This is a genomic window from Marinobacter sp. C1S70, from assembly GCF_000475355.1.
Taxonomy (GTDB): Bacteria; Pseudomonadota; Gammaproteobacteria; order Pseudomonadales; family Oleiphilaceae; genus Marinobacter; species Marinobacter nauticus.
In genome coordinates this window covers 164,523-177,323 of record NZ_AXBW01000015.1, presented here as the reverse complement: position 1 = coordinate 177,323, position 12,801 = coordinate 164,523, and the positions used below count along the sequence as shown (strand labels likewise).

Here is a 12,801-nt window from a genome sequence, read left to right as displayed (position 1 = left end):
ATTTCTTTGTGATTCTGCTTCGGTCCACGACTGTTTGGGCTAAACTGCAGAGAACGCTGACGATAAGGAGCTTTTATGCCGTTCTCTCCGAACCACCTTGCTGAGCTGAACCTGTTACTGCAGTTTCCGTCCGCCTCTACCCAGGAGGGCATCAAGGTGCACGCTCACAGTGCGGCGCCGGAAACGCTGCGCGCGGCGGAATCCTTGTTTGCCAAAGGGCTGATAAGCCAGAAGGATGGTGGTTACCTGACCCCGCTTGGTTGCGAAGCGGTGGAGTTTACCCAGAAGCTTCAGACAATGCTCACCGCCCCATAGGGTGACTGTGTCTCTGTAATGGCAAGGCTGTACCTGTTCCCGGCCTGATTGGCCGGGTATAGTCGAGGCTCTTTTTCCAGCCTCTGCCGGGACTTATGCCACCGATCTATTACTCCTTTTTTGTGCCCGCCCTGTTTGTCTGGTTGTGGAGCACCGGGTTCATTGGCGCCAAGTATGGTCTGCCTTATGCGGAACCCTTTACCCTGCTGCTGATCCGTATGCTGCTGACGCTGGTGCCGTTGGCTATTCTCGCCGTGGCCATGAAATCCCGTTGGCCGGGCTGGCGTGGGGCCGGACATCTGGCGATTACCGGGTTGTTGGTGCAGGGAACCTATCTGGGCGGGGTGTTCTATGCCATCGATCAGGGCATGCCTTCAGGCCTGGTCTCACTGATTGTTGGTCTTCAACCGCTGGTAACAGCGTTGGCAGCCGTTCTGATTCTGCGGGAGTCGGTTGCTGGCAGGCAGTGGCTGGGGCTGGTCATGGGGCTGGCCGGGGTGGCGTTGGTGTTGGCGGAAAAGCTGGGCAGCGGTGCCAATGGCGGTAGTTTTTCACCGGTCACCATACTCTGGGCAGGCTTGTCGTTAATCGGCATTTCCTTGGGTACGGTCTATCAGAAGCGCTTCGGAACCGGAGTGGATCTGATATCGGGCACCATGATTCAGTATACGGCGGCTGCGGCGTTCTTCGCCATTGGTGCCTTCACCCTGGAGACCCGGCATATCGAATGGACACTGCAATTCAGTCTGGCCCTGGGATGGCTGGTGTTCGGGCTGTCGGTGAGTGCCATTCTGATTCTGATGTGGCTTATTCGTCGTGGTGCGGCTTCGCAGGTGGCCAGTCTGTTTTATCTGGTGCCACCGGTAACGGCACTGGAAGCCTTTATTCTGTTCAATGAGCGGTTGGGTCCGTTGGCCATTGCCGGGGGCGTGGTAGCGGTAGCCGGGGTGGCCCTCGTGGTTACCGGAGGGCCACGACCGTTAAATCGCTGATGCTATACTTTTGGCCCCTTACCGCGCAGGGCGTTAACGACCAGCGACACTACCAGAAGCACCAGAAAGACGAAAAACAGTATCTTCGCGAAGCTGGCTGCTGTGCCCGCAATACCGCCAAAACCCAGAATTCCTGCGATCACTGCAATAACGAGACAAACAATAGCCCAATAGAGCATTTCCTGTCCTCCATTCAAGGGTTACGCTTTAACCGTGGCACAGGGCTTCCCGGTACGCAATTTTCAGCGGGCTTTGTGGAGGGATGGTAACGGCCCCGTCATTTGGCCATCGCCGCAATAGAGTTCTTGTCAGTCCGTTTTTCGGGTCGGAAACACCGACGTGGAGAGTGTTGGCTGGCAGCCAACCACCCCTCTTGCTTGCTCATGGGCGTGCAGGTACCAACGCTTGCCGCCATCCGGGAACGTAGTGCTATCCACCTGAAACTCAGCGGTGCCCACGGTTGCAGGAATGGGCGTGCCATCGGCATGGCGGTAGACACAGCTGGTGCCGATGGTCATTGGCCGGGCAACGGGCAGCTCGATAAAGCCGTCGCTGCGCACGGTCGGCGCTTCTCCATTGATGTCGGTAATCTTCAGGCAGGGGCCAAAATGAATACGATCCTGGTCGCCGACGGGTTCCTCCAGGCAGTGTGTGGCCTTGAGAAAAACAACATTACGGTTGGCTCCTTCCTTTGCATCTGGAAGGTTCTGGCAAGCGGACAGTGCGATGGCCAAGATCGCCAGCATTGTAAGCTTCAGTCTCATCAGAGGCTCCTTGGTGTCAGTGACGCTTCACCCTCAGAATCTGCACGCAGTGCCTGCAGCAAACGTCGGTCACGATCATACACATCGTTCCGGAACTGGAGAACGCCGGCCGGATCAATCCAGGTGGTCCAGTATTGCAGGTACACAGGCACCGGTTCCGATAGCACTACGGTTGCCGGTTCGGCGGTTGCCAGGGTCTGCTCAATTCGCCTCTTGTTCCATCCGTTGGTGCTGGCCAGCAATCGTTCGGCCAGCTCAAAGGGGCGTTCCAGACGGATGCAGCCGGAGCTCAGGGTTCGCTCCAGACGAGTGAACAGCGATTGCGCCGGTGTATCGTGGAGGTAGATATCGTACCGGTTCGGGAACATGAATTTGACCTGGCCCAGCGCATTCTGGGGGCCGGGTTGCTGAATCAGTTGGTAGGGAAAGTTGTTCTTCGAGAGTTCCGTCCAGTCGATTTCTGCTGGATCGACTTCGCTCTGGTTTGCGCCCCAGCCCCTGAAAACCTTGAAGCCCAGGCGCTCCAGATACTCCGGATCTGACCGTATGATCGGTAGCTGGTCTTCGATCATCAGCTTCCGGGGTACCGTCCAGGTCGGATTGAACACCAGGTAGCGAATGCGATCGCTGAATACTGGCGTCTGCCGGTATGGCCTGCCAACAATTACCCGTTGGCGGTGGACCTGCTCGCCGTTCTCTACGAGCACCAGCTCAAAACCGGCGATGTTGACGACGACATAGGTTTCTCCCAGGGATTCCGGTAACCACCGCCAGCGTTCCAGGTTGGCGTCGAGGCGGTATATCCGTTCCAGGGGCAACAGGTTCAGCGCTGTCAGGGTGTCTGGGCCGACGATTCCGTCTGGTTCCAGGCCCTGTCGGGCCTGGAATAACGGGATCGCAGTGGCGAGGGCGTCGTCGTATTGTTCGTGGTTCGAGGCTTCAGGTGGGTCGCCGGAGAGGTCCCCCAACAGTTCCAGGCGGCGACGAATGTCAGGTATCCGGCTATCGGTATCGCCTGGTCGGATGCTTGGCCCTGAAGCGATAGCTGGCCACTCTGCGCTGATCAGTTCATTCAGCGCTTTGCGTCGTTGTACCAGTTGATGGTAGGCCGCAGAGCGGGGTTTGAGATCCTGCAGAGTGGTGTAGACGGTGCCGCTGGCCAGGGCTTCGGCCAAGACCGACTGCATCTCCCTTTGCTGGCGGTTGGCGGTCCATTCCGCATGGATGGTTGTGGGGTTGACCTTGCCGTGGTGCAGGTGGGACGCCAGTAGCAGGAAGGCATCCGAGAGCACAAGGTCAAGGTCGGTCTGTAATTCCTCGGCGCCGTCATTCAGGTCTTTCAGGGCGAGTGCTGCAAGGGTGTCGTAGTGGTAGTCGCGGGGGTTGAGACCGTCACCGGCCACTGCCCGGATGGCTTCGAGTAATTCCCTGCGATTGCTCGGGTCCTCCCAGGCCAGCGTGTACCCTCTGGCTTCGTAGAATCGCGTCAGTGCTTCCTTGGCATATAGCCGGGATTCCAGCACCAATACCGGGTAACCAGCCTGCAGGGCTTCAATGCGGTTGATCAGTCCATCATTGCCCTGGGCCCTGGCCGGAACCGCAAACACCAGAGCCAGGAGAAGCCAGTACAGGGTGAGTGGGTAACGAGCTTCCTGCATTCTGCGCCTCCATTGCGGTGTACGATCAAAGGCTGTCCCTGTGGTGTCCGTAATGCCTGGGCAGTCTATCTGACGGCAGTATAGCCTGATCGTTCAATCCCGGTAGGGGCAAATCGCGGTTGGCTTCTGCCGCCCGACGCTGCGGGCGGCAATGGCTGGGGCTTAGCCGGCGCGCCCAAACATACGTTCAAGGAAACCCAGTTCCCTGACATCGGGCACAGGCAGTTCATCCACCTGCTCCATGGCCTGGCGCCAGAAAACCTCAGGGGTGTCCAGGTGCTCTACGGTCTTGCGCTCTTCCGGGCTGTAATGATTGTGTTCCCCGGTCATGCCGGCCTCGGTCAGGGACTCTGTCCAGAGGTAGATCGCTGAGCGGATGGTGCGCAGTAGGCGGCAGTACACTTCACGGCTGAGATTGATCGCCAGTTCCGCCTTGAGGTTGATTTGCTTTTGCACATGGGCCATGTCGTCTTTGTCCAGCAACGCCCGGTGACCATTGCCTTTCTTGCAGTTCAGGCACACCTGCTCCAGGGACTTGATGCCCTCCGGAAGGTCCAGGTGACCGTATTCCGCGGTCTGGCGCTCATCTACCGGCGCTGGAATCCAGCCGTACTGGGGTGATTTTGCAACAATGTGACCGGGCAGGTCGCGTCGGTAGGGCGGGGCCTTGTCCTTGTCGGTGTAGCCATCAAATTCTTCCCGCAACCAGGCCGCCATTTTCCGGTGGCGTAGCATGGTGGCGAGAGTAATGGCCGAGGGTACGATGTCCGTTAGCAGGTCGCTGGCGTCCTGGGTACGTTCCTGAAGATGATCCACGGATGTTGACATGGTCTGCGCTCCATTCGGGCCGGTTTATGGGCCCTGATCTTTTTGTTGTTGTCTGGTTCTCCTGTGTCGGTATCGGGAGTAACCTATGGTTAAAAAGTAGTCAGTCCCGGGTGTTCGCACTGTTGTAAAAAAGTTATGCCTTTGTAACGACAGGTAAGCATGAGGAGGGACGCCTTATGAACAAAGACGGACAGGATCTGAGTGATATCCGACGGGCCATGGTCCGGTGCCAGCGGCCCTCAAGCAGCAACTGGCTGTCGGCGGGCGGCTGGTGATTCCGGTGGGCACAGAGGGCGGCCTTCAGCAACTGCTCTGCATCACCCGGCTGTCGGATTCCGAGTATGAGCAGGCGAGCTACGGCGATGTACGGTTTGTCCCGCTGCTGGGTGAGGAAGGCTGGCCTTAAGCCTTCCCTGGTTTAACTATGGGTGCTCTCGAAAATCCGATCGGCGGAGGCGGCAACAAAACCGCTATAGAGTTTGCCGTTGGCCATTGGGTAGCGCTTGGCAAATTCGTAAAAGCAGCTCGGAATGACTGCGTCCTGGTCGGTAAAGTGCGCGGTAACACGGTCGGCCATAGTGGACGACTGTTCCAGGCAGTCCTGCGGTGAACCTTTCACTTCTCCACCACTGGCATTCACGGAAAAACCCTGTTCTTTCAGCAGCGTGTTGATGTCTGGTACCGAGTGAATCGTGTCCAGGTGGTTTATGCTCACGGTAAAGTGGTTGGCGCGATAGCCCCAGGCTGCCAGCCAGCCGGCGTATTCACTTTCCTCAAGCAACTGTCGATAGGTTGAGTAATCCAGATGCCAGTGTCGACCTGAGTAGAGAAAGTCATCAGCCTGCACTCTTTTCGGGTCGATCTGGTCTACCAGACCCTGCACCACCGCTTGCAGCTGGTCTGAGCATTGTTCGACCAGCAGTTCGGAGATAAACACTTTTGGCACCTCCGGGTCCGGGTGCTCGTAATGCCGGGCATAGAGCTTCTTGGCTTCAAAATGGTATTCGCCACCGGGTTGGTAACCTAAAGCCAGGAAATGCGCAGCCAGGGCGTCCAGACCCACCGGCGCCAGGTTGAAGGTTCTCAGGGCGATGTGATCATTGACGATGGCGGTGTTCTCGCGCTCGGCCAGCAGGCCATGAATGCGGTCTGCCGAAGGTGTTACGGCCCGGTAGTCTTCCCAGAGCGCGCGAAACAGGGTGTCGACGTCAGAGTGCATAGTGAACCTCCGCAGAATCTGTGACATGGATTGAGGCCGCCGGAATGGCTTGCTGGCCCAGGGGCAGGGTTCGTACCGATGCGCCCACACTGAGGCCCAGCGCATCGGCCTGCTTGGTTGAAAGCTCGATCCGTCCGCTGGCCAGGGCGTGAATGTCTGTATTCACAACCATCGCTCGAAAGTCCTCGAGCCCGGTATTGGTCACAAGCACCGGGCGGCCTGTGTCTGGAAGGTGTTGGTTTCCGGTTGTGCTGATCTCTGCCGACATCAGTGCAGCTCCCCGGACACTACGGATGTTATCTGTCCGGCATTCAACGGTGGGGCCGGCGTCGAACAGATCCACCATTCCCCGATGGCGGAACCCCTCTGCCTTGAGCATGGCCAGCGCGGGCCTGGTGTCCGGATGCACCTGACCGATGACAGCCCGGGCCGGGTTGCTCATCAAATGAGTGTAGAGCGGTAATGAGGGCATCAGGTCCTCGACGAAGTCCAGTGAACCGGCACCCGCCAGTTGCGTGACCTGGCTGAAATCCAGATCAATAAAGTGATCCCGCAGCCAGTCCCAGAAGGGCGACTGGCCGTGTTCATCGGCCACACCCCGCATCTGGGCAATGGCCAGGTTCGGAAAGCGGTCCAGATGTTGGGCGATGAAGGCGAAGCGGACTTTGGAGAGTAATTTGCCGGCATTGGCGCGGCGAAAAGCCGGGCGCAGATACAGTGAACAGAACTCCGTACAGTTCCGATAGTGCACGCAGCGGGTGAGCGCGCCCACGGAGCGCCGGAGCCCCAACTCTCTGGAGTGATGAGTGAGGGTGCTGTGGCGAAAATGGTAAAGCGGTTGCGACCGGCCGGTTCCAGAGGTAATGCCGGTTGTACCCATGATCTGCCCGGAAGTCTCCTCTTCAAGCACAAACAGGTAGCGTTGTTCGCTGTGGTCGACGGCCTGTGAGCGGAAGCTGCGAATTGAGCCCTCAATTTTTCGGGATAGCCGGTCTTTGTCCGGCATCAGGGAAGTAAATCCCGGGCCGGACTCGCAGGCTATCTCGTACAGATCGTTCAGGTCGTCATGACGAACCGGGCGAATAATCATGGCGGCACCTCAAAATTGTTTTTTATCAGTATGAGTGCGTAAGTCGCCGGTTTGCAGTGTCAGAATGTTCGAAATGATCTATTGTTTTGTTGAAATGATAAGTTTAGGGGTCAAAATGACAGAAAGTCGCGATCAGAAACTGCTTGCCCTGCTCCGGCGCAATGCCCGTACGAGTGTGACCGAACTGGCCAAAGCACTGCACGTGTCCCGATCGACGATTCAGAATCGCATTGCCAGGCTGGAGGCCAGCGGTGTCATTCGAGGCTATTCGGTGATCCTGGGAGGGGATTATCTGGAAGGGCAGGTGGAAGCCCACGTGTCTATCAAGGTCCGGCAGAAGCTGACCGCACGAACCAACACGGAACTGGAGCGTATCAGCCAGGTGGCACAGTTATTTGCCGTGAGCGGGGAATATGACCTTATAGCGATTGTCCAGGCCCGTACTCTGGAGGAGTTAAGTAAGGTGCTGGACGACATCGGCAATCTCGAAGGCGTCGAACGAACCAACTCAGCCGTCGTGCTGGAAACCCGCTTCAAACGTTAGCGTTTAACGGTCAGGAACCGAGCATGCCTGCCCAGGCGCTGTAGAGAAAGGCACCGGAACCGACCAGAATCAGGGCCCAGGCCGGAAAGATCAGAACAGAGCGCGTTGACGATTTCATAACGACCTCCTGAGGTGATGACAATCTTTACGCTGCAACTTTCAATCTAGACCAGACTTGACGGATGTCACGAAGTATTTTGAGTGACAGGTCTCAGATTCGAGCTAAACGGCCAATCACCGGGATTGTTATTGCTATTGAGGGAGTCGGAAAGTTGGCTAGTATGGAGAGGAAGAAAACAATAACAAGGACGCACAATGGCCGTAGACCCGAACAAGCAGACTTCACTGCATTGCCTTTATTACTGGGCAGAGCATACTCCCGACAACGTTTTTTTGACCCAGCCCTACCCCGACGGGCGCGTTGAAGATATTACCTGGCGTGAAGCCGCCGACCAGGTGTCGCGCATGGCCGCTCACCTGAACACGCTGGGGTTGCCTCAGCGAAGCAATATCGGGATTCTGGGCAAAAACAGCGCCCACTGGATTCTGTCCGATCTGGCTATCTGGGCAGCAGGGCACGTCAGCGTGCCGCTCTATCCAACTCTGAATGGCGAGACCGCAGCCTATATTCTGGACCACAGTGAAGCTCAGATGCTGTTTCTCGGCAAACTCGACGGCACGGCCGATGGCTGGCATGACATCAAGGGCCATATTCCCGAGCAATTACCGATTATCTCGCTGCCGCTATCGCCTCGGGACGACACGCCCAAATGGCAGGACATTGTCGCCGAACAGTCCCCGGCGAAACCGAAACTGCCCGATCCCGATGATCTGGCCACCATTGTTTACACCTCTGGCAGTACCGGGCGGCCGAAAGGCGTGATGCACAGCTTCCGGACCATGATCTCGGTTGCCGACGGGCTGCAGCAGCTATTCCCCGTATCGGCCAGCGAACGTATGTTGTCCTATCTCCCCCTGGCCCATGTGGCCGAACGGGCGGCGGTGGAGACCCAGTCACTGTATTACGGTTTCCATCTGTACTTTGCCAACTCGCTGGATACCTTCCAGGAGGATCTGCAGCGGGCCCGGCCAACCCTGTTTTTCTCGGTGCCTCGCCTGTGGATGAAATTCTACCTGGGGGTGAATGCGAAGTTGCCGCCCAAGAAGCAGAAACTGCTGTTCAATATCCCCATTCTGAACACGCTGGTTAAGAAAAAGGTGCTCAAACAGCTGGGGCTGGATCATTGCCGGGCGGCACTCACCGGTGCAGCTCCGCTCTCGGTGGAGATCATCGGCTGGTACCGAAGCCTTGGTCTGGAGTTGCTGGAGGTCTACGGTATGTCGGAGAACTTCGGCTATTCCCATGCCAACCGTCCGGGCCAGGCCAAGGTGGGCACCGTTGGAATGGCCAACCCGGGTGTTGAACATCGGATCGGGGAGGGCGGCGAAGTTCAGGTGAGGAGCCCGGGCCAGATGCTCGGTTATTACAAGAACGAGGAAAAAACCCGGGAAGACCTGACGGATGACGGTTTTCTCAAAACCGGTGACATGGGTGAAATTGACCGTGATGGATGCCTGCGCATTACCGGGCGGGTTAAAGACCTGTTCAAAACCTCAAAGGGGAAATACGTGGTGCCGGTGCCTATCGAGAACCGGTTCAATCACCCCAAGGCGGAAGTGGTGTGTGTGGCCGGTGCCAACCAGCCCCAGCCGTGCCTGATGGTACTGCTTTCCGAGGAGGCCCGCGATGAACTGGAGCGGGGAGGCAGTCGCAGCGAGCTGGAACAAGAGCTGGCGGAGGAACTGGACTCCGTGAACGCGGAATGTGAGTCCCACGAAAAGGTGGCTTTTGTAGTCGTGGTGCGTGAACCCTGGACCATGGAAAACGGTATGCTCACACCCACCATGAAGATCAAACGCAATGTCATCGAGGATTTCTACAACCGCAAGATGGACGAGTGGTTTGAGCAGAAACGCAAAGTGATCTGGGAATTCTGACCAGGTACAAGCGAACAAAAAAACGCCGGCATGGAAACATGCCGGCGTTTTTTATTCAGCAACCCCGAAAGGCGTGCAGTCTGTTTTAGTGGCCGCCCTGAACCTGGGGCATATCCTGCGCCACGGCTACCGCCTTGCGATTGAAAATTCGCACCTTGCGGCTGATAAACTGCATCGCCTGCCTTGCGGCAGCGCGGGTATACTGGCGCCTGACCTCAGTACTGTTGTGGAGGATACTGGACGGCAGCGGTTTAACGGTTGCGATATGGTTCTGAGTCATAGCGCCTTCCTCCTTCATCTGGTGGATTGTTAGCGATCTATCTTTAATTTACGTTCAATTCTAAGGATTCTTTTTTGCAGCTTGAATACGTTAAAATCCGTACCCTTGTTGCAAATATGCAGTGATTATGGACTGGGATTATCTTCGATATATAAGGGCCCTTGCAATAGGCGGAACGCTTGCAAAAGCCGGTGAAATTCTGGGTGTTCACCAAACGACTGTTTTACGGCGACTTGATCAGATGGAAGAGTCGCTGGGGGTGCAATTTTTTGAGCGTAACCAGAGCGGATTGCAGCTCACCCCCGTGGGAGAAATGGCCTTTCGGGAGGCTGAACGGCTGGCTACCGATATGGAAAACCTTGAGCGCAAACTGGTGGGGGATGATTCCGCACCGGTTGGCAAGGTTCGTGTGGCCGCTGAAGACGTGATGATGAATGAACTGCTCAGCCCGATTCTGGCCGAGATGGTGCGCACCTATCCCGAGATTGAGCTGGAAGTTCTCACCGATAACGATGTGGCTAATCTCAGCCACCGGGAAGCCGACCTTACCCTTCGGCCGGAGAACAAGCCCCAGGCAACGCTGGAGGGTGAACGGATTGCCGCAATCGAATCCGCGGTCTATGGCGCAGCAAAATACTGCCGCCGGCACCGGAACATGGATATCGAGAATCAGCCGGAAGGCTGTACCTGGATACTGCCAGACGAATCCTTCAGCCACCTGGCAACGGGGCGTTGGTACCGCAAACAGCTGAAAAATGTCACGTCGGTGATTCGCTGCAATAGCCTGCAGTCCATGCATGCCCTTGCCCGGGCCGGGGCAGGCCTGGCAGTACTGCCCTGTTACCTGGGCGACGCCACCAGGGAATTGCGGCGGCTGTCCGATCCTCTGGAGGGCGAAAGCATCGACCTCTGGCTCCATGTAAACCAGGATACCCAGCAGATGGCCCGGGTCAGAATGGTCATGGAGTTTCTGGTAGAGCGTTTGCAGAGTCTGGAGTCGGTGATCGAGATTTCGGGAGCCCTGTAGTTCAGTCTTCAGCCGAGCAGAACGGCCAGAACTGGTACCAGCGCCAGCACTGGAACTCCGCTTCGCACTGCTGCAACTGGTTGTGGTAGCGGTAAGCCCTGGCCCGGACCCGGCTGGCCAGGGCCTGAAGCTGCGGCTTACGGTCGAAGGAGCGCCGGGCATAGCCGGTTCTGCCTTCATGGTAGGCCAGGTACAATTCCCTCGGGGCGGTATAGGGGATACCCAGTTGCTGGTGGCTCAGGCGGTTATACCAGCCGACGAAATCCAGGGCATACTTCATATCGCTGCGCACCGTCAGCCAGTCACCATCGTTTGCTGCCAGGTATTCCTGCCAGGCTGGATCAAGGGCCTGGGCGTAACCGAAGGCTGTGGTTGGTCTTGCCCACGGAATCAGACCCCATAGCCGGGTACGCGGTGGTCTGGCATGGCTTCGGAACGATGATTCGTAAAAGACAAAGGCCATCTGGGTGGCAATGGGGGTTCCCCAGCGTTGTTGTGACGCGCTGGCATAGTCGTACCAGACCGGATGCTCCCGGAAAATGTCGCAAAGGTTTTCCGGTCTCGCCGGGGGATCCGGAGCCAGCAGGCTGAAGCGGAGCGTGGCCCAGATCCCGATCAGTAGGCCGGCCACCGGTGGCCCATACCATTTGGCCAGGCGAAGCCAGCGTGCTTTTTCAGCCTTATGGCGGCTCTTTTTCTTTCGGCCTGACCTGTTGCGTATTCCTACCAAACTGTCATCTCCTGAACCCCTGGATTGCTTGCTGCCAGCCTTGGGCCCATGGCATAAGAGAGTCATTGCATTAGCCAGGATGATAGGTAAATGAAGCGATTGGCCCTAGTTAAACCTGTTTTAGTCGTTGCCATGCTTGGCGCGGGCTCAGCTCAGGCGGCCCCGGATGCCGCCAGCGTGCTCGAAGCCTCCCCGATTGACGACATTGTTGAGCAATACCCGGCGATGCTAAGCCAGGGTATTCGGGAAGGGCTGAAACAACGCGGTCAGGTGCCGCCCATGGTGGCGGATACCGTTGGCTATGTCGTGAGCAGCAGTTTCAGCGCCGACAAAATTGAGCAGCAGATCATTACCGATCTGCAAGCACAGCTGACGGACGAACAGCTTCAGGCGGTAAGTGAGTGGTACCAGACACCCGTCGCCCGGAAAATTTCGAGCGCAGAGATTGCCGCCTCGGCGCCGGAAGCCTGGCCGCAGATTCAGGCCAGCGCGCCGGAATTGAATCGAAAGTACAAAGGCGCTCCCAAAGCCGAGATGTTCGATCGATTCGACCGGGCCGCCCGGGCAACCGAAAGCGCGGTGGATACCACCATTGCTGTTCAGTTGGGGTTGGCCACTGCCATGTCGGCGCTCAGCAGCGAATCAATGCATTATGAGCAGTTGGAGCGCCGTATCGAAAACCAGCGAGGAATGCTTCGGGGTGTGGTCGGCCAGCAGGTCTACGACAGCTATCTTTATACCTACGACAAGATCAGCGCCCAGGAGCTGGCATTGTATCTGGACTTCCTCGAAAGCCCCGCCGGTAAGCAGTTTTCTCAGGTTGTGACCAGCAGTATTCAGCAGGCGATCATGGAGCCGGTGGAAAGCATCGGACGGCAGATATCGAGGTTCATGGCACCGCCGGCAGGATCGGAGTAGGACGCACCCCGGCCGGCGTCGGAGATATTCCGAACACCGGCCGGGCCAATCATCGGATCAGCTGCGGCTGGTGACTTCCAGCAGGTGGTAGCCAAACTGGGTCTTGATGGGGCCGATCACAGTATTGAGCTCGCTGTTGAAAACGGCTTTGTCGAACTCCGGAACCATCTGGCCCGGCCCGAAAGAACCCAGGTCGCCGCCGTTACGGCCGGAAGGGCAGGACGAGTGCTGCTTGGCGACTTCTGCGAAATCCTGGCCACCTTCGATGGCTTTCTTCAGTTCCTCACACTTGGCTTCACTGTCTACCAGAATGTGGCGTGCGGTTGCTTGTGCCATGATCAATTTCCTGTCGTTGGGTGAATGGAACACAGACCGGAATGCTGCCCGCAGCGGCGCCCTGAGGCAAGTGGTTTTTGTCCGTGTTTCTGCGGCCTCACA

The 12,801-nt window shown here is 57.4% G+C and carries 16 protein-coding genes; 7 read left to right on the top strand and 9 right to left on the bottom strand.

All coding sequences use genetic code 11. The features are described 5' to 3' along the window. The first annotated feature begins 75 nt into the window (after positions 1-75). Positions 76-315 (top strand): TIGR02647 family protein, encoded by a 240-nt coding sequence (locus Q669_RS05370; RefSeq protein WP_011786345.1) that lies wholly within the window; start codon positions 76-78, stop codon positions 313-315. A 95-nt stretch (positions 316-410) separates the two neighbouring features. Then, the gene (locus tag Q669_RS05365; protein WP_022991500.1) at positions 411-1,307 is read left to right on the top strand and encodes a DMT family transporter; all 897 of its coding nucleotides are present in this window, start codon (positions 411-413) and stop codon (positions 1,305-1,307) included. 2 nt (positions 1,308-1,309) lie between these two features. On the opposite strand, the gene Q669_RS19235 is transcribed toward Q669_RS05365, so the two are convergent. The 4 genes from Q669_RS19235 to Q669_RS05345 all read right to left on the bottom strand — a co-directional run bounded on the left by Q669_RS19235 (position 1,310) and on the right by Q669_RS05345 (position 4,557). Further along, positions 1,310-1,486 carry a DUF1328 domain-containing protein gene (locus tag Q669_RS19235; RefSeq protein WP_022991499.1) on the bottom strand — a complete coding sequence of 59 codons (177 nt, stop codon included), beginning with the start codon at positions 1,484-1,486 and terminating at the stop codon, positions 1,310-1,312. Between the two features lie 129 nt (positions 1,487-1,615). Further along, positions 1,616-2,071, bottom strand: coding sequence for a hypothetical protein (locus Q669_RS05355; protein WP_022991498.1), 456 nt, complete (start codon positions 2,069-2,071; stop codon positions 1,616-1,618). Beyond that, complete coding sequence (locus Q669_RS05350) at positions 2,071-3,729, bottom strand: L,D-transpeptidase family protein (protein WP_022991497.1); 1,659 nt, start codon at positions 3,727-3,729, stop codon at positions 2,071-2,073. Before Q669_RS05350 ends, Q669_RS05355 begins: the two co-directional genes overlap by 1 nt. A gap of 162 nt (positions 3,730-3,891) precedes the next feature. After that, positions 3,892-4,557 (bottom strand): hypothetical protein, encoded by a 666-nt coding sequence (locus tag Q669_RS05345; protein ID WP_022991496.1) that lies wholly within the window; start codon positions 4,555-4,557, stop codon positions 3,892-3,894. A gap of 226 nt (positions 4,558-4,783) precedes the next feature. On the opposite strand from Q669_RS05345, the gene Q669_RS05340 reads away from it, so the two are divergent. Then, positions 4,784-4,963 carry a hypothetical protein gene (locus Q669_RS05340; RefSeq protein WP_022991495.1) on the top strand — a complete coding sequence of 60 codons (180 nt, stop codon included), beginning with the start codon at positions 4,784-4,786 and terminating at the stop codon, positions 4,961-4,963. A 12-nt stretch (positions 4,964-4,975) separates the two neighbouring features. Here the strand turns inward: Q669_RS05340 and Q669_RS05335 are convergent, their stop codons facing one another. Together Q669_RS05335 and Q669_RS05330 are read right to left on the bottom strand one after the other, a co-directional pair. Then, positions 4,976-5,776 (bottom strand): DUF1338 domain-containing protein, encoded by an 801-nt coding sequence (locus tag Q669_RS05335; protein ID WP_022991494.1) that lies wholly within the window; start codon positions 5,774-5,776, stop codon positions 4,976-4,978. Continuing rightward, complete coding sequence (locus Q669_RS05330; protein WP_011786332.1) at positions 5,766-6,866, bottom strand: arginine N-succinyltransferase; 1,101 nt, start codon at positions 6,864-6,866, stop codon at positions 5,766-5,768. Before Q669_RS05330 ends, Q669_RS05335 begins: the two co-directional genes overlap by 11 nt. Before the next feature lie 115 nt (positions 6,867-6,981). Between Q669_RS05330 and Q669_RS05325 the strand changes: the two genes are divergently transcribed. Then, positions 6,982-7,410, top strand: coding sequence for an Lrp/AsnC family transcriptional regulator (locus tag Q669_RS05325; protein WP_014422248.1), 429 nt, complete (start codon positions 6,982-6,984; stop codon positions 7,408-7,410). A 315-nt stretch (positions 7,411-7,725) separates the two neighbouring features. Next, entirely contained in the window at positions 7,726-9,408 is a 1,683-nt protein-coding gene (locus Q669_RS05320) for an AMP-binding protein (protein ID WP_022991491.1), read from the top strand. An 85-nt stretch (positions 9,409-9,493) separates the two neighbouring features. On the opposite strand, the gene Q669_RS05315 is transcribed toward Q669_RS05320, so the two are convergent. Then, a complete protein-coding gene (locus tag Q669_RS05315) occupies positions 9,494-9,688 on the bottom strand; it encodes a hypothetical protein (RefSeq protein ID WP_014422246.1) in 195 nt (64 codons plus the stop codon). 127 nt (positions 9,689-9,815) lie between these two features. On the opposite strand from Q669_RS05315, the gene Q669_RS05310 reads away from it, so the two are divergent. Then, on the top strand, positions 9,816-10,715 hold the full coding sequence (locus Q669_RS05310; protein WP_011786329.1) for a LysR family transcriptional regulator: 900 nt from the start codon (positions 9,816-9,818) through the stop codon (positions 10,713-10,715). A 1-nt stretch (position 10,716) separates the two neighbouring features. Here Q669_RS05310 and Q669_RS05305 read toward each other — a convergent pair whose 3' ends face one another. Then, on the bottom strand, positions 10,717-11,346 hold the full coding sequence (locus Q669_RS05305) for a lysozyme-like domain containing protein (protein WP_141067148.1): 630 nt from the start codon (positions 11,344-11,346) through the stop codon (positions 10,717-10,719). A gap of 189 nt (positions 11,347-11,535) precedes the next feature. On the opposite strand from Q669_RS05305, the gene Q669_RS05300 reads away from it, so the two are divergent. Then, the gene (locus Q669_RS05300; RefSeq protein WP_022991488.1) at positions 11,536-12,363 is read left to right on the top strand and encodes a DUF2059 domain-containing protein; all 828 of its coding nucleotides are present in this window, start codon (positions 11,536-11,538) and stop codon (positions 12,361-12,363) included. 57 nt (positions 12,364-12,420) lie between these two features. Here Q669_RS05300 and Q669_RS05295 read toward each other — a convergent pair whose 3' ends face one another. Continuing rightward, positions 12,421-12,699, bottom strand: coding sequence for a peptidylprolyl isomerase (locus tag Q669_RS05295; protein WP_008939100.1), 279 nt, complete (start codon positions 12,697-12,699; stop codon positions 12,421-12,423). Positions 12,700-12,801 lie beyond the last annotated feature (102 nt).